Source organism: Streptomyces eurocidicus (assembly GCF_002891295.1).
Taxonomy (GTDB): Bacteria; Actinomycetota; Actinomycetes; order Streptomycetales; family Streptomycetaceae; genus Streptomyces; species Streptomyces eurocidicus.
On sequence record NZ_LGUI01000008.1, the window covers coordinates 52154 to 67337 of the forward strand.

Here is a 15184-nt window from a genome sequence, read left to right on the forward strand (position 1 = left end):
CCGACACCACAAAAGTTATTTCGGGCACATCGGTACACGTATCGGTAAAAAGGGCAGAGCGGGGTGGGTCGTAAGGACTAGGTCAGGGCCGGGTTGTCAGCCTGAGGGGCGGAATCCGGTCATACGGCGACGGGGTGCCGCGCGGCCATGGCGCGGTCGTAGAGCTCCCGGGCCTTGGGGTTCTTCAAGTAGGGGCGGAGGGAGGAGCGCATGATCCCGACCCGCTCGTCGCACCGCTGGGACTGGACCAGCGGGTAGTCGTCGAGCACGCGGTGCCAGGTCTCGCAGGCCGCCTCCAGGTGCCCGATCTCCAGTTGCCGCTCGGCGAGGTAGCACTGCTGACGTACCCGCGCCCGGCGGTAGACGCTGTACCGCAACGCGTCCGCCTCCTGCATGGACTTGATCGATCCGCGTACGTCGCCCAGCTCGTACCGCACCTGACTGACGTGGTACTGGAGCGACGACGGGTCGTAGGAGCCGAACGCCTTCTCCTGGGATTCGGCCTTCTCCATGGCGACCTCCGCCTCCCCGATGAACCGCAATGCCTCGGTCCGGTGGCCCGACCGGGCCGCCGCGTGTGCCTGCTGCCCGGTGAGGAACGCCCGCATCCTGGGCCCCGCCTGCGGCGAGGCCGCTGCGGCCGCGTCGGCGAGCCGGCTCGCACGGGGTCCGAAGCCCAGATCCACGGCCTGGACGCTCATGCCCCGGAGTGTGGTGCAGTAGGTCAGGTGGTCGCCTGCCTGGCCCGCCAGTTCGAGGGCCTTGACGTAGTACCGCTGCGCGAGCCCGTGGTGCCCCTCGTCGACGGCCATGTACCCCGTCAGGTAACAGAGGTCGGAGGCCGCCGACAGCATTCCCTTGCGTACGTCCTCGGGTGCGTCGGCACGGAGATAGGCGGCGACGGTGTTGACGGCGAAGGCAGCGGCCATCGGACGGGCGTGCCGCCCCCCGAACTGATCGTCCAGCTCGGAGACCCGCTCGGTCATGGCGACCACCATGTCCACCTCCGGCCACCCGATCCGCGCCGCCCGCCCCGACCGCACGGCCTCGGCCCGGCCGACGACGTCCTGCCAGCCCGGGATCGTCAGCGCCACGGAGAACAGCCCGGCGCCGAGGACGCCCCGCCGGGACGGGTCCATGTCGAGCCGTCCGAGGTCGACGAGCCCCTCGACCGTGTCGCCAGGGGTGGACGGACCTCCTTCCGGCGCGGGCAGCCCCGCCTCGGCATGGGTCACCGGGCGGGCCAGCTTGCGGGACAGGGCCTCCAGGATCAGGGGCCGTACCGCCTTTCTGGGCAGAGTTCCGCCCAGCCAGTGGTGCACGGAGGATTCGTCGTACTTCACGGGGGTGCCGGTCTCGGTCCCCAGCCTGTTGACCGCGAGGGCGAACTGACGGTACGTCCAGCGGCTTTCGGTGAGGAGCCGGGCCAGGCCCTCGTTCTTCCGATCTCCCACGCCGATCAACTCCACGTGTCCTCGCGGGTTTTCAAGGCATTCAAGTCGCGGTGCTCCGTCCAACGGTACCGCTCGGTCACGCCGTGCAGTTTCCTCTGTGTAACCGCAGGTCGGACAGCATCTCGCAGGAGGATCGGCTCCGTGACGTACCGAGTGGGCGCATATGTGGTGGACACGCGGGAGGGCAGAGTGGCCCAAGTGATCGGGCACAGAGGCGGTCGTGTGCAGGTGCGCATGCCCGGCGGCGGGCTCGTATGGGAGGTGCCCCCGTGCGCGCTGCGCCCGGCCCTGGGCGAGGAGCGGGAGGCGATGCGGTTCCTCGCGAACAGCGATGCCGTCCGCCCCTCACCCGAGGGAGTGAAGGGCGGACGGCGCTGCGAGGACTGCGACGCGCTGAGCGCCGCCTGGCGGTCGGCGTCGGTGGCGGGGCAGTACACGGACACGGCCGTGGACGCGCTGATCAGGTTCCGCAACCACTGGCGCCTGGAGCACGGGGCACCGGCCTGAGCCCACGGGCCGGGTGTGCCGCCGCGCGCCGGGTCCGGGTGGATCCGGCGCGCGGCGGCCCGCGGCCGGTCAGGCTCCGCAGTTGCCGTTCGTCGGGCGGTCGGCGAAGCGGTCCGCGAGCCAGTTCGCCGCCGGGATCGACTCGGTGATCACGCCCAGGACGTGTTCGCCGAGGGGGAGGGACTTCCACTGGACGTTCGCGTTCCTGGCGCACCAGTCGGCGCGGAGCTGCTTGCCGACCTCGTACGGGATCAGCTCGTCGACGACGCCGTGGTAGAGGTAGACCGGGCGGTCCGGGGCGTGCCGGCCGAGGTCGGAGGAGCGCAGGACGCGCTGCCAGTCGGGTTCGTAGAGCGGGTTGCGGACGGTGACGTCGGAGATCTTCTTGAAGAGGCCGGCGACCGCGTCGATCGCCACGCACCGCTCGCGCAGCAGCTGGATGAAGTGACGGCCCTTGTCGTTGAGGTAGCGGTCCAGGTCCAGTTCGGGGTAGGCCGCGTCCTGGCCGGCCGCCGCCATGAGGACGAGGCCCGCGCCGATGCCGCCGTTGTTGTAGTCGGCGGTCTTGAGCAGGTCGGCGGGGACGCCACCGGTGGCCGTGCCCTTGACGTTCAGCTCGGGGGCGTAGGAGTCGTGCAGCTCGGCGGCCCAGCTGGTGGCCTGGCCGCCCTGCGAGTAACCCATGATCCCCACCGGGGCGTTCCGGGACAGGCCCGCCTCCGGCAGCCGCAGCGCCGCGCGCGCCGCGTCGAGCACGGCCTGGCCCTCGGCCCGGCCGACGGTGTACGTGTGCTCGCCGGGGGTGCCGAGGCCCTCGTAGTCGGTCACGGCGACCGCCCAGCCGCGCAGCGTGAGCTGCTGGATGAGGTTGGCCTCCAGCGTCGTGCCGTACGGGAAGCCCGCCGACGGCGCGCACTGGTCGCCCAGGCCCACGGTGCCGACGGCGTAGGTGACGAGCGGGCGCGGGCCCGTTCTGCCGTCCTGGGGCACGATCACGGTGCCCGAGACGACGTTCGGGGTGCCCTTGGCGGTGGTGGAGCGGTAGGTGATGTGCCAGGCCCTGGTGTTGGTCGGCTGGCCGGGCAGCGGGTGGAAGGAGGTGGGGGCGGAGCTGACGACGTCCCCGGGGGACTTCGCGGCCTCCGCCCGCCGCTCGGCCGAGGCCGTGGTCGATGCCGTGGCCGTGCCCGCCCCGACCGAGACGGCCAGGGCGGTGACGGCGGTGAGGACGATGGATCGCAAGCGCATACGGCTCTCCCGACTGTCCATGGCGGTGAGTCAGTTGAGGGTGACCGTAGTGACTGCGGCGTCAGCACGGAGTTGACCGGGGAGCTCAGCTTTGCTGACCCGGCCGCCCCCGGCCGGTCTCCTCCAGCAGCCGGTAGGCCCCCGGAGTGGTGCCCGTCCAGCGCCGGAAGGCCCGGTGGAAGGCGGTGTCCTCCGAGAACCCCAGTCGCGCCGCCAGCTCCGCTATCGGCTCCCGGCCCTCCAGCAGGCTGCTGACCGCGGCCTCCTGCCGCACCTGGTCCGTCAGCCGCCGGTAAGAGGTGCCCTCCTCCCGCAGCCTGCGGCGCAGCGTCGCCGGGCTCACCGCGAGCAGCGACGCCAGCTGGGCCACCTCCGGCAGCCGGGCGGCCCGCCTCTCGCGCATCGCCAGAACGAGTGAACGCCGTACCTGCTCCGCGACGGTCGTCCCGTACTCCCGGCGGCTGAGCAACTCGGCGGGCGCCCGCCGCAGCAGCTCCTCCAAGGCCGTCTCGTCCTGGACGAGCGGCGCGGCCAGCCAGCGCGGATCGAAGCCGGTGCCGGTGCGCCGGGCGCCGAAGCGCACCGGGCAGCCGAACAGCTGGTCGTACTCGCTCGCGTACGGGGGCGCCGGATAGGCGAACTCCGCCCAGCGCAGCGGGATCCGCCGGCCGATCAGCCAGCTGGCCAGCCGGTGCCAGATGACGATCAGACACTCGGTGAGGAACCGGCCCTCGGCGAAGCCGCGCAGATCGCTGCGGACGGCGAACACCACTTCGCCCTCGGCGCGTTCGAGGACGAGGTCCGGGCCGCCGGGGAACAGCCCGTAGAAGCGGGTGCCCCGCTCCAGCGCGCCGCCGAGGTCCCGGCAGGCGACGCAGGCGTAACACATCATGGCGAAGGTGCCGGCCCGGCTGGGCGCCGGGCCGAGGCCCAGGAACTCGTCCCCGGTGGCCCGGCGCAGGGCCGTGACCAGCCGGGCGAACTGCTCGGGGGTGACCCGCGCCCGGTCGTCGCCGACGAGCAGCGGGGGTATCCGCGCCCCCTGGAGCAGGGGCACGGTGTCGATGCCGAGGCGGCGGGCGCCGCCGAGGGCGGCTCGCACGTAGTGCACGGTGATCGTGCGACGGCTCATGCGAAGACGTTAGCCCGGTTGAGCGTTGGGGTCAGCGGTGCTGACGGTTCCGGTCATGGTCGAATGTCTGACCGGGTTCCTAGCGTCATGGATGTCCTCAATGGCCGGACAGGCTTGAGTTTCAAGCTTTTTGGGAGGCGTCATGTCGCGGCAACGACCCCGCACGCTCGCTGTCCTCACGGAGTGGGCGGCCGAACGGTACGGCGGGGCACCGGCCTTGCGGTTCCGGTCCCACGACGGGGGTGGCGACGGGGGCGGGGGCGGCGGCTGGACCGACGTCGGCTACACGGCGCTGCGCGAGTCCGTACGGGCGGTGGGGCGCGGTCTCCTGGCGCTGGGGGTACGGCCCGACGACCGGGTGGCGATCCTCGCCGAGACCCGGCCGGAGTGGACCCACGCGTACTACGGCGCGCTGGCCGCCGGGGCGGTGATCGTTCCGGTCTACCCCACGGCGGGGGAGGAGGAACTGGCCTGGGTGCTGGCCGACTCGGCGGCGTCGGTGGTGATCTGCGAGGACGCCGCGCAGGCGGAGCGGGTGGCGGCGGTACGGGCGAAGCTGCCGGAGCTGCGGCATGTGGTGCTGATGGAGGGTGGGGGTGGGGGTGATGCCCCGGCCCCGGGCGAGGGTGGCAGTGATGCTTCGGTCCCGGGTGGGGGTGGCAGTGACGCTTCGACCCAGGGCATGGGTGGCCGTGACGCTTCAGGCCCGCGCGCTTCGGCCCCGCCCGCCGGTGGCGGTGACGCCATCGCCCCCGGCGCCCCCGGCCGGGACACGCTCGTCCTCGGTGCGCTGCCCCGCTCCGTGCCGGCCGAGGAGCTGCTCGCGCGGGCCGCGGCCCGGCGGCCCGAGGACGTCTGCTCCATCGTCTACACCTCCGGCACCACCGGCCCGCCCAAGGGCTGCCGGCTCACCCACGGCAACCACGCCGTCGTCGACGACGCCTCCGCCGAGCTGCTGGGCAGCGAGGAGGGCGACGTCCTCTATCTCTACCTCCCGCTCGCCCATGTCTTCGCCCAGCTCGCCCAGCTGTCGGCGCTCGTCCAGGGCCGTACGCTCTGCTACTTCGGCGGCAGCGTCCAGCGCGTCGTCGCCGAGCTGGCCGAGGTCGCACCGACGCACCTGCCGTCGGTGCCCCGTCTCTTCGAGAAGGTGTACGCCGGGGCGCTGTCGGTGGCCGAGGCCCGGGGGGCCGGGGAGCGGGCCCGCTTCGACGAGGCGATCCGCACCGGCCTGGAGGTCGCCGAGCTGCGCGCCAGGGGCGCGGAGCCCGGCGGCGCGCTGCTCGCGGCCTGGAAGACGGCGGACGAGGAGCTCTTCGGGCACGTCCGGGCGGCCTTCGGCGGCCGGCTGCGGGTGGCGATCACCGGGGCCGCGCCGATCGCCCCGCGCGCCATGGAGTTCCTGCGGGCCTGCGGGATCACGGTCTTCGAGGGCTACGGCATGACGGAGTCCAGCGGGGTGATCACGCTCAGCCACCCGGGCGGGCTGCGGGCCGGGACGGTGGGCAGGCCGGTGGACTGCTGCGAGGTGCGGATCGCGGAGGACGGCGAGGTGCTGGCCCGCGGCCCGGGGATCTTCGCCGGCTACCACGGGGCCCCGGAGGCGACCGCCGAGGTGCTGGACCCGGACGGCTGGCTGCACACCGGCGACGTGGGGGCCTTCGACGGGGACGGCTTCCTGAAGATCACCGGCCGGAAGAAGGACCTGGTGATCACCTCGGGCGGGAAGAACCTCGCCCCGGCACCGGTCGAGTTCGCTCTCCAGCAGTCACGCTGGATCTCCCGCGCGATCATGATCGGAGACAAGCGGCCGTACCCGGTCGCACTGCTCACCCTGGACGCCGAGGAGATCGCGGCCTGGGCGGTGCGCGAGGGCCTGCCGCCCCTGGCCAGACCGGCCCAGCACCCTACCGTACGGGAGCTCTGCCGAGAAGCGGTCGACATGGCGAACGAGCAGCTCTCCGGGCCCGCCCGGATTCGCGCGTTCGCGATTATCGACGACGACTTCACGGTGGCCGACGGATCACTGACACCCACCCTGAAAGTACGTCGCGCGGTGATCGCCGAACGCTACGCGAGCGAGATAGACGCCCTCTATCAACATCATTCGGTCAGAAGTGAAAAATAAGCGTCAGAATTTCACGTTTAAGTGAAAGGCGAGCGAACGTGAGGTGAAAAAAGGCAGGAGCCCTGCCACTTCGCCGGAGAAGGCGAGGACAGGGCTCCTTGGGTACAGCATGCGACCGCGATCGGTCGGTGCGGCAGCACCCTCGGATCATGAAGATCCGGTGGGGTGACTACTGCGGGGTGACGTTCTCCGCCTGCGGGCCCTTCGGACCCTGCGTGACGTCGAAGGTGACCTGCTGGTTCTCCTCGAGGGAGCGGAAGCCAGCGGCGTTGATCGCGGAGTAGTGGACGAAGACGTCGGGGCCCCCGCCGTCCTGGGCGATGAAGCCAAAGCCCTTTTCAGCGTTGAACCACTTCACGGTTCCGGTAGCCATAAAGCCCTCCTTGGGCCAAAGGGTTGCCCTGCTCCAGAACCTGCGAGAAGTCTGAAAACTACAAAAGCCTGCGGGGTCACATGCTCCGCAGGCTCTGTACTGCAAGGGAAACCAAACTGCAACTTGCGGCGAGCCTAGCACGCGAGGTTCTCACTGGGAAAGAGTCGAAGATCACGCTGTCGGATGGTTTTCCCGCTCTCCGGACCGGAAAAGATCGACGGTCGGGCACCGGGCGTGGCGACGGTCCGGCACGGGTCCCGGAGAGGTCCCGGAGAGGTCCCCGCGCCGGTCCGGCGGGCGCGCCGCGTACCCCCGCTCCGGCCGTCCCGGCGCTCCGGGGCTAGCCTCCAGATGTGGACAATTCAGCCTCAGCCCGCCCCCGCGTCGGCCACATCCAGTTCCTCAACTGCCTTCCCCTCTACTGGGGGCTCGCCCGTACCGGCTCGCTGCTCGACCTCGACCTGACCAAGGACACCCCCGAGAAGCTCAGCGAGCAGCTGGTCCGCGGCGATCTGGACATCGGTCCGGTCACCCTGGTCGAGTTCCTGCGGAACGCGGACGAGCTCGTCGCGCTGCCGGACATCGCGGTGGGCTGCGACGGCCCGGTGATGTCCTGCGTGATCGTCTCGCAGCTGCCGCTGGACAAGCTGGACGGGGCGCGGGTCGCCCTCGGCTCCACCTCGCGGACGTCCGTACGGCTGGCGCAGCTGCTGCTCGCCGAGCGGTTCGGCGTGACGCCGGACTACTACACCTGCCCGCCCGACCTGAGCCTGATGATGCAGGAGGCCGACGCCGCCGTGCTCATCGGCGACGCCGCCCTGCGGGCCTCGCTGCACGACGCGCCCCGGCTGGGGCTGGAGGTGCACGACCTGGGCGAGATGTGGAAGGAGTGGACGGGGCTGCCGTTTGTCTTCGCGGTGTGGGCCGTCCGCCGGGACTACCTGGCCCGCGAGCCGCACATCGTCCACAAGGTGCACGAGGCGTTCCTCGCCTCCCGGGACGTCTCCCTGGACGAGGTCGCCAAGGTGGCCGAGCAGGCGGCCCGCTGGGAGGCGTTCGACGCGGAGCTGCTGGAGCGCTACTTCACGACGCTGGACTTCCGCTTCGGGCCGGAGCAGCTGGCGGGCGTGACGGAGTTCGCGCGGCGGACGGGGCCGACGACGGGGTTTCCGGCGGATGTGCGGGTGGAGTTGCTGCGGGCCTGACGGGGTCCTGGCGTGGTCCGGCCGGGGCCCCGGGCGGGCCGGGTACGGGGACGGCGCCGGGCCCGGGGGAACAGGCCGGGGCGGCGCCGTGGGGTTCTGGCGGGTGCGGGTGGGTGCGGGTGGGTGCCGCTGCGCGGGGCCTTTTCCCCTACCCGCCCCTTCCCGGAACCGGGGGCTGCGCCCCCGGGCCCCCTTTTCCGCGCTCCGCGCGGTGTCCTCAATCGCCGGACGGGCTGATTTCAGCCCGTCCGGCGATTGAGGACAATTCGGGAAGGGGCGGGCTGGGGAACAAGCCCCGCGCAGCGGCACCCGCCCGCGTACCGCGTCGCGTCAGGGCGAGACCGGCCCCACCATGTGATCGCTGATCCACTTCATCGAGCTCGCGTCCATCCCCTGGATGTACGTCTTCGCGTTGTGGCTACCCCCCTGGATGACCTCCAGGTTCGTGTGCACCGGCCCCTTGTTGCCGTACGTCGCGATGAACTTGTCCACGTGCGGGATGACGCTGCTCTCCTTCGTCCCGTACTGGAAGGCGAGGTAGACGTCCGGCCCCTTGCGGGCGATGAGGTCCTTCGCCAGCAGCTCGGGGTTGTTCTCGTTCTTCTCCTTCTCGTGGCCCTTCCACAGCGGGGAGTCCGGGACGATGTCCGGGCCGGAGGCGATCACGGCCTTGAACTTGTCCGGGTGCTTCAGGACGGCCTTGAGGCCGGCGAAGGCGCCGGAGGAGGAGCCCATGAAGGCCCAGCCGTCGCGCGACTTGACCGTGCGGAAGTTGGCCTTGATCAGGTCCGGGACGTCCTCGGTGAGCCAGGTGCCCATCTTGGGCTGGCCGGGGATGTCACTGCCGTCCCAGTAGAGGCCGCCGTCGTCCGGCTTGGGGTTGAGGACCGGCATGGCCAGGATGAACGGCTTGCCCTTGCCCTCGTTGTACCACTTGGTGATCGACGACTCGAGGTGCAGACCGCCGTCGTCCATCCAGTAGTTGTTGGGGAAGCCGGGGCCGCCGGGCAGGGCGACCAGGACCGGGAAGCCGCTCTTGGCGAACTGCGGGTCCTTGTACGCCTTGGGGGCCCAGACCCACACCTTGCCCGTGAAGCCGGACTTCTTGCCCTCCAGCTTGGTGACGGCGACCTGGGTGCCGTCGGAGAGCGTGCTGGTGTTCTTGAACTCGGCCGTGGGGCCGGTCGGCATCAGCACCTTGGAGTCCGCGGGCTGCGCACCGTTCGCCCCACCGGCCTGGCCGCCCGCGGCCTGGTCCTGGCCGAAGCTGACCGGCTGGCCCTTGTCCGAGAACGGACCGATCTTGAAGTAGTTCAGGACGCCGGCGGTTATCAGCCCGAGCACGGCTATGGACGCCACGACGATGGTCCATCGTTTGGCGCGGGATGCCCGGCGGTGGCCTTGGGACTGGTAAGCCCCATGGGGATTCGAATGCGTCATCGCGTCGCTCCGGATGATGCTGCTGCCCCGAAGGACATGACGGTTTGTTCCGCCCTTGTGGATGAGTGGAACGGGCCCGGGGGTTCCTGGGACGCCCAGTGAATTGAGTCATAGGCTGAAAATCGGGCCGGGAGGCCCCGACGGGGGAGGCGAAGGTCCCGATGCAGCCATTGCTGGCGGAAGACCCGCAGGTCATCGGCGCGTACCGACTGCTCGGACGGCTCGGTGCGGGCGGTATGGGGCGGGTGTACCTGGGGCGCAGCGCGGGCGGCCGTACGGTCGCCGTCAAGGTCGTGCACCCGCACTACGCCCTCGACGAGCAGTTCCGGGCGCGCTTCCGGCGCGAGGTCCGGGCCGCGCGCCGGGTGGGCGGCTCCTGGACGGCGCCGGTGCTGGACGCCGACCCGGAGGCGGCCGTGCCCTGGGTGGCCACGGGCTATGTGGCCGGGCCCTCGCTCACGGAGGCGGTCCAGGAGACCGGGCCCCAGCCCGAGCCGACCGTACGGGCCCTGGGCGCGGGTCTCGCGGAGGCGCTGGCCGCGGTCCACGCGCTGGGTCTGGTGCACCGTGACGTCAAGCCGGCCAATGTGCTGCTGGCCCTGGACGGCCCCCGGCTGATCGACTTCGGTATCGCGCGGGCCACGGACGCCACGGCCGCGCTCACGGCCACGGGCGCCTCGATCGGCTCGCCCGGCTATATGGCGCCCGAGCAGATCCTCGGCCAGGAGGTCACCGGCGCGGCCGACGTCTTCTCGCTGGGTGCCGTCCTGGCCTACGCGGCCTCCGGGGAGCCCCCCTTCCCCGGCGACAGCTCGGCGGCCCTGCTCTACCGCGTCGTCCACGAGCCGCCGGTGCTCGGCCCCGGTCTGACGGGCGAGCTCCGGGCCCTGGTGGAGGAGTGCCTTGCCAAGGCGCCCGGAGAGCGGCCCGCCCCGGCCGAGCTGGCCGCCCGGCTGGCCCCCGGGGGCGGGGTACGGGCGCTTGTCCGGCACGGCTGGCTGCCCGCGCCGCTCCTGGAGCGGGTGAGCCGGCGGGCCGTGGAGCTGCTGGACCTGGAGGCGGAGGGCCCGCTGCCGGGCGGTACGGGCGCGCCCGGGGGCTTCGGGCCGCAGGGTTCCTCGTACGGGCCGGATTCCTCGTACAGGCCGGATCCCTCGTACGGGCCGGATTCCCCGTACGGGAACGGGGGCGCCGGCACCCCGGGGGCGTCGGGCGTGGTGGGTTTCGGGCCGCCCGACCCGTCGTACGGCAGGGGGCTCGCGGACGCCCCGCCGGTGCCCGCCCGGCCGGAGACTCCGCAGGACGGGAAGCAGGACGGGAAGCAGACCGGGAAGCGGGACGGGCAGGCGGCCGGGAAACGCCTCGCGCTGTCCGCGGCCGCGGGCGGCGGCAAGGCCGGCCGGCACAAGCTGAGCTGCACCGTCGTGGTGTCCGTCGCGGCGGCGCTGGCCTTCGCGACCACGATGGCGTTCGTGTTCGACCTGCTGCCCGGCAGCGGGGGAGGCAAGGACAAGGCGGGGAGCGCCGGGTCGGCGGCGAGCTCCCCCTCCGCCCGCCCGTCGGACGGCGGCCTGGGCGCCGACTCCCCCGCCGCCGACGTGCCGAAGGCGTTCCTCGGCAGCTGGAGCGGTTTGGTCCGCCAGTCCGACGGCACGCCCAACGGCACCCTGGTCGCGGTCATCACCAGCGGCTCCAAGGGCGCCTACGTGGCCCGTACGACCTACTCCGCGCTGGGCGTGGAGTGCCGGAGCAAGGCCAGACTCACCGCTGCCACTGACACCCGGATCACCCTGGAGGAGGTCTCCGACGGCGCGCCCGGACCGGTCTGCACGGGCGACAAGGCGCAGATCACCTTCACCGTCGTGAAGGACGGCGAGCTCGCGTACGCCTCCGAGGACGCCCGGGGCGGGAAGCCCACCGCCACTCTCACCAAGGAGAGCGGCTGACCGGCCGCCCTCAGCTGCCGCACGGGCCTGGCGTAGGCTGAACCGTCGTGTCAAACCCCCTCCGAAGGGACGCCCCGGTGACCGAGAACGCCGACCTCCAGTCCGTCCTCGACCGCGCTGCCGCCGGTGGCCGCATCACCCCCGAAGAGGCGCTCGACCTGTACCGGTCCGCGCCGCTGCACGCGCTGGGCACGGCCGCCGACGCCGTGCGCCGCAAGCGCTACGCGGGTGTCGAGCACATCGCGACGTACATCATCGAGCGCAACATCAACTACACGAACTCCTGCGTCACCGCGTGCAAGTTCTGTGCCTTCTACGCCCCGCCGAAGAGCGACAAGGTCTGGACCCGGCCGCTCGACGACATCCTGCGCCGCTGCGCGGAGACCGTCGAGCTGGGCGGCACGCAGATCATGTTCCAGGGCGGTCACCACCCGGACTACGGCGTGGAGTACTACGAGGAGCACTTCTCGGCGATCAAGAAGGCGTTCCCGCAGCTCGTCATCCACTCCCTGGGCGCCTCCGAGATCGAGCACATGTCGCGGATCTCCGGCGTGAGCGCCGAGGAGGCCATCCGCCGCATCCACGCGGCCGGCCTCGACTCCTTCGCGGGCGCGGGCGCCGAGCTGCTGCCGGAGCGGCCGCGCAAGGCCATCGCGCCGCTGAAGGAGTCCGGCGAGCGCTGGCTGGAGATCATGGAGATCGCCCACAAGCTGGGCGTCGAGTCGACCTCCACCATGCTGATGGGCACCGGCGAGACCAACGCCGAGCGGATCGAGCACCTGCGCATGATCCGTGACGTGCAGGACCGTACGGGCGGCTTCCGCGCCTTCATCCCGTACACCTACCAGCCCGAGAACAACCACCTCAAGGGCCGCACCCAGGCGACGATCTTCGAGTACCTGCGGATCATCGCGGTCGCGCGGCTGTTCCTCGACAACGTCGCCCACATCCAGGGCTCGTGGCTGACCACGGGCAAGGAGATCGGCCAGCTGTCGCTGCACTACGGCGCGGACGACCTCGGGTCGATCATGCTGGAGGAGAACGTGGTCTCCTCCGCGGGTGCCAAGCACCGCTCCAACCGGATGGAGATCATCGACCTCATCCGCAAGGCGGGCCGGGTCCCGGCGCAGCGTGCCACGACCTACGAGCACCTGCTCGTGCACGACGACCCGGCGAACGACCCGGTCGACGACCGCGTGGTGTCGCACCTGTCGTCGACGGCGATCGAGGGCGGCACGGCCCACCCCGAGCTGAAGATCGTCCAGGCGAGCTGACGCGCGGCCGATGTCCACGGTCCACCGCGTCCGCGCCGTCCGGCCGACGGCGGACGGCGAGCTCCTCCGGGCGCCCGGCGGCTACGCCGTCGCCGTCTCCGGCGACCGGATCACGGCCGTCGGCCCGTATGAGCGGGTGCGCGCGGAGGCGGGCGAGCACGCCCGGGTCCGGGAGTGGGACGGCGTCCTCGCGCCGGGCCGCTACGAACCGGAGGCCGCCGCGTATCTGGAGGCCATGTACCACCCGGACCCCCGCGAGGCGGCCGAGCTGGGCACCGAGCCCCTGACCGGGGCCGCGCTGGCGGCCCTGGAGATGACGGACACCCGCTGGGGCCACAGCGCCCGGCGCGGCGTCCAGCGCCTGCTGGCGGCGGGGACGACGGCCCTGTCGGGCCCGTTCACCCGCCCGGCGGTCCGCACGGCCGTCGAGCGCTCCGGCATCCGGGTGCTGCCGGCGGCCCGCCCCATGACGCTGACGGTCCCCGGCCCGGCCGACTTCGCGGTGTTCGCGGAGGACGGCGGGGCGCTGGTGACGGTCCTCGGCGGGCGGCTGGTGTTCCGGCGGCGCTGAGGCGGCGTCGAGACGGCGTGGAGGCCCGTTCATTACTTCGGGTGACGCTACCGTCGTATAGGGGACCGTGATCCGCACCTACGTCCAGACTCACGTCCATGGGAGCAGTGATGACCGGCGAACGGCTGGAGAAGGCCACTCCTGAGAACTGGATGTTCCCGCCCGAAGAGGGCTGGACGGTGGACCAGGTGGAGGACCTGGAGCTGCCGTTCGACTGGGAACTCATGGACGGAGTGATCGCGGTTCGGGGGCGGACGGTCGTATGGCACAACTTCGTGCGGCGAAGGATCGAGAGGCATCTGGAAGATTGCCTGGCTGATCCTTACGCCGTGCTGTCGGAGCAGTGTGTGTTCATCGACAGCAACAACAGTCCGGTTCCCGACGTCGTCGTCTTCGACAAGCGGGGCCTCGACCTCTTCGAGGCGAAGTACGTCCCCGTGGAGAAGGCGGTCCTCCTGGTCGAGGTGGTGTCCACGGGCTCACGCCATGACGACCGCGTCCGTAAGTCCGCCATGTACGCGGCGGCCGGAGTGCGGAACTACTGGCGTGTGGAGCGTGGGGACGACGGCCTCCCCGAGGTGCACGAGTTCTGGCTCCACAAGGAGACGGGCCAGTACATCTCGTCCGTCGACCGCCCTGTGCACCTGGGCAAGCTGGAGACCGACCGCCCCTTTCCCGTCGCCATCGACCTGGCGAGCTTGGTCGACCTCTGACCGGCCCGGCGCGGCAGCCTCATCAGTGATCCGTAAGGACGCCACCTCCACTCGTCAGGACCGCATTAAGAGGAGCCCTTCCTACCGTTTTCGCCCCGCAGGATGGACACCGCGGGGACGGCCGCTTCGGCCGCTTCGCGATGCGAACCGTGGAGGACCCAGGCAACGGACGGACGCCGGGTCGTAAGGGCGCGCACCGTCTGCCGGGGGGTTGGGCGGGTGCCGGGGGGCGGGGGTCCCCGGGACGGCGCAGTCGGCATCGTGAGGCGGCCGCCTCCGGGGGGTGGGAAGCGGCCGGACCTCGTCCAAGGGACCGCCCGGCCGGAGCACCCGCCCGGTGCCCGTGGCGCCCCCGTGCTCCCCGGGGAAGGCGCCGGGTGAACAATGGGGGAGTGACCCGAGCATCCCTGGACAAGCAGCCGCACGAAGTCGCCGCGATGTTCGACGACGTGGCGGCGAAATACGACCTGACCAACGACGTGCTGTCGCTCGGCCGGGCACGCTCCTGGCGGAAGGCCGTCGCGCGGGCCGTCGACGCCCGGCCGGGGGAGAAGGTCCTGGACCTGGCGGCGGGCACGGGCACCTCGTCGATGCCGTTCACCGCGGCCGGCGCGTACGTCGTGCCCTGCGACTTTTCCGTGGGCATGCTGCGCGAGGGCAAGAAGCGCAACCCGTGGCTCCCGCTCACCGCGGGTGACGCCACCCGGCTCCCCTTCGCGGACGGCGTGTTCGACGCCGTCACCATCTCCTTCGGGCTGCGCAACGTCCAGGAGACCGACGCGGCGCTGCGCGAGATGCTGCGGGTGACGAAGCCGGGCGGGCGCGTCGTGATCTGCGAGTTCAGCCAGCCGACATGGGCGCCGTTCCGCACGGTCTACAGCGAGTACCTGATGCGCGCGCTCCCGCCGGTCGCGCGGGCCGTCAGCAGCAACCCCGACGCGTACGTCTACCTCGCCGAGTCGATCCGCGCCTGGCCCGACCAGCCGGCGCTCGCCGCGCGGCTCCAGGACGCCGGCTGGGCGAAGGTCGCGTGGCGCAACCTCACCGGCGGCGTCGTCGCGCTGCACCGGGGTACCAAACTCCCCGCGTGACGCCAGGGGTTCCAGGGCTCCGGCGGTGGCTCCGACGGTTCTGAAGGGGACCGGGCAGGGCTCGGCGGACGGGGCCGGACGGGTCCTGTGAGGCTTGTGGCG

At 71.7% G+C, this 15184-nt stretch carries 13 protein-coding genes; 8 read left to right on the plus strand and 5 right to left on the minus strand.

The genetic code is table 11. The features are described from left to right. Positions 1-119: 119 nt before the first annotated feature. Positions 120-1460, minus strand: a complete 1341-nt coding sequence (locus AF335_RS22295) for an NsdA family TPR-like regulatory protein (protein ID WP_376697885.1) — start codon at positions 1458-1460, stop codon at positions 120-122. A 192-nt stretch (positions 1461-1652) separates the two neighbouring features. Between AF335_RS22295 and AF335_RS22300 the strand changes: the two genes are divergently transcribed. Further along, entirely contained in the window at positions 1653-1961 is a 309-nt protein-coding gene (locus AF335_RS22300) for a hypothetical protein (protein ID WP_170127784.1), read from the plus strand. Positions 1962-2030: 69 nt separating this feature from the next. Here AF335_RS22300 and AF335_RS22305 read toward each other — a convergent pair whose 3' ends face one another. Beyond that, on the minus strand, positions 2031-3209 hold the full coding sequence (locus AF335_RS22305; protein ID WP_102920244.1) for a lipase family protein: 1179 nt from the start codon (positions 3207-3209) through the stop codon (positions 2031-2033). Positions 3210-3294: 85 nt separating this feature from the next. After that, positions 3295-4341 carry an AraC family transcriptional regulator gene (locus AF335_RS22310; RefSeq protein ID WP_102920245.1) on the minus strand — a complete coding sequence of 349 codons (1047 nt, stop codon included), beginning with the start codon at positions 4339-4341 and terminating at the stop codon, positions 3295-3297. A 142-nt stretch (positions 4342-4483) separates the two neighbouring features. Between AF335_RS22310 and AF335_RS22315 the strand changes: the two genes are divergently transcribed. Continuing rightward, entirely contained in the window at positions 4484-6469 is a 1986-nt protein-coding gene (locus AF335_RS22315) for an AMP-dependent synthetase/ligase (RefSeq protein WP_102920246.1), read from the plus strand. A gap of 169 nt (positions 6470-6638) precedes the next feature. Here the strand turns inward: AF335_RS22315 and AF335_RS22320 are convergent, their stop codons facing one another. Beyond that, positions 6639-6842, minus strand: a complete 204-nt coding sequence (locus AF335_RS22320) for a cold-shock protein (protein WP_087927498.1) — start codon at positions 6840-6842, stop codon at positions 6639-6641. Positions 6843-7195: 353 nt separating this feature from the next. On the opposite strand from AF335_RS22320, the gene AF335_RS22325 reads away from it, so the two are divergent. After that, positions 7196-8047, plus strand: coding sequence for a menaquinone biosynthetic enzyme MqnA/MqnD family protein (locus AF335_RS22325; RefSeq protein WP_102920247.1), 852 nt, complete (start codon positions 7196-7198; stop codon positions 8045-8047). A 330-nt stretch (positions 8048-8377) separates the two neighbouring features. Here AF335_RS22325 and AF335_RS22330 read toward each other — a convergent pair whose 3' ends face one another. After that, positions 8378-9406, minus strand: coding sequence for an alpha/beta hydrolase (locus AF335_RS22330; RefSeq protein ID WP_376697888.1), 1029 nt, complete (start codon positions 9404-9406; stop codon positions 8378-8380). A 242-nt stretch (positions 9407-9648) separates the two neighbouring features. Here AF335_RS22330 and AF335_RS22335 point away from each other — a divergent pair, with 242 nt between their 5' ends. The 5 genes from AF335_RS22335 to AF335_RS22355 all read left to right on the plus strand — a co-directional run bounded on the left by AF335_RS22335 (position 9649) and on the right by AF335_RS22355 (position 15082). After that, positions 9649-11433 (plus strand): serine/threonine-protein kinase, encoded by a 1785-nt coding sequence (locus AF335_RS22335; RefSeq protein WP_102920249.1) that lies wholly within the window; start codon positions 9649-9651, stop codon positions 11431-11433. A 77-nt stretch (positions 11434-11510) separates the two neighbouring features. Next, positions 11511-12707 (plus strand): cyclic dehypoxanthinyl futalosine synthase, encoded by a 1197-nt coding sequence (gene mqnC, locus AF335_RS22340; RefSeq protein WP_102920250.1) that lies wholly within the window; start codon positions 11511-11513, stop codon positions 12705-12707. Positions 12708-12717: 10 nt separating this feature from the next. Then, on the plus strand, positions 12718-13278 hold the full coding sequence (locus AF335_RS22345; RefSeq protein WP_102920251.1) for an imidazolonepropionase-like domain-containing protein: 561 nt from the start codon (positions 12718-12720) through the stop codon (positions 13276-13278). Between the two features lie 98 nt (positions 13279-13376). Further along, on the plus strand, positions 13377-13991 hold the full coding sequence (locus AF335_RS22350; protein ID WP_102920252.1) for a Uma2 family endonuclease: 615 nt from the start codon (positions 13377-13379) through the stop codon (positions 13989-13991). Between the two features lie 392 nt (positions 13992-14383). Then, positions 14384-15082 (plus strand): demethylmenaquinone methyltransferase, encoded by a 699-nt coding sequence (locus tag AF335_RS22355; protein WP_102920253.1) that lies wholly within the window; start codon positions 14384-14386, stop codon positions 15080-15082. Positions 15083-15184 lie beyond the last annotated feature (102 nt).

Excerpts from the sequence above, each read along its gene's own strand:
- AF335_RS22305 (WP_102920244.1), bottom strand. The coding sequence starts at position 3,209 with ATGCGCTTGCGATCCATCGTCCTCACCGCCGTCACCGCCCTGGCCGTC.
- AF335_RS22310 (WP_102920245.1), bottom strand. The coding sequence starts at position 4,341 with ATGAGCCGTCGCACGATCACCGTGCACTACGTGCGAGCCGCCCTCGGC.
- AF335_RS22315 (WP_102920246.1), top strand. The coding sequence starts at position 4,484 with ATGTCGCGGCAACGACCCCGCACGCTCGCTGTCCTCACGGAGTGGGCG.
- AF335_RS22320 (WP_087927498.1), bottom strand. The coding sequence starts at position 6,842 with ATGGCTACCGGAACCGTGAAGTGGTTCAACGCTGAAAAGGGCTTTGGC.
- AF335_RS22335 (WP_102920249.1), top strand. The coding sequence starts at position 9,649 with ATGCAGCCATTGCTGGCGGAAGACCCGCAGGTCATCGGCGCGTACCGA.
- AF335_RS22345 (WP_102920251.1), top strand. The coding sequence starts at position 12,718 with ATGTCCACGGTCCACCGCGTCCGCGCCGTCCGGCCGACGGCGGACGGC.
- AF335_RS22350 (WP_102920252.1), top strand. The coding sequence starts at position 13,377 with ATGGGAGCAGTGATGACCGGCGAACGGCTGGAGAAGGCCACTCCTGAG.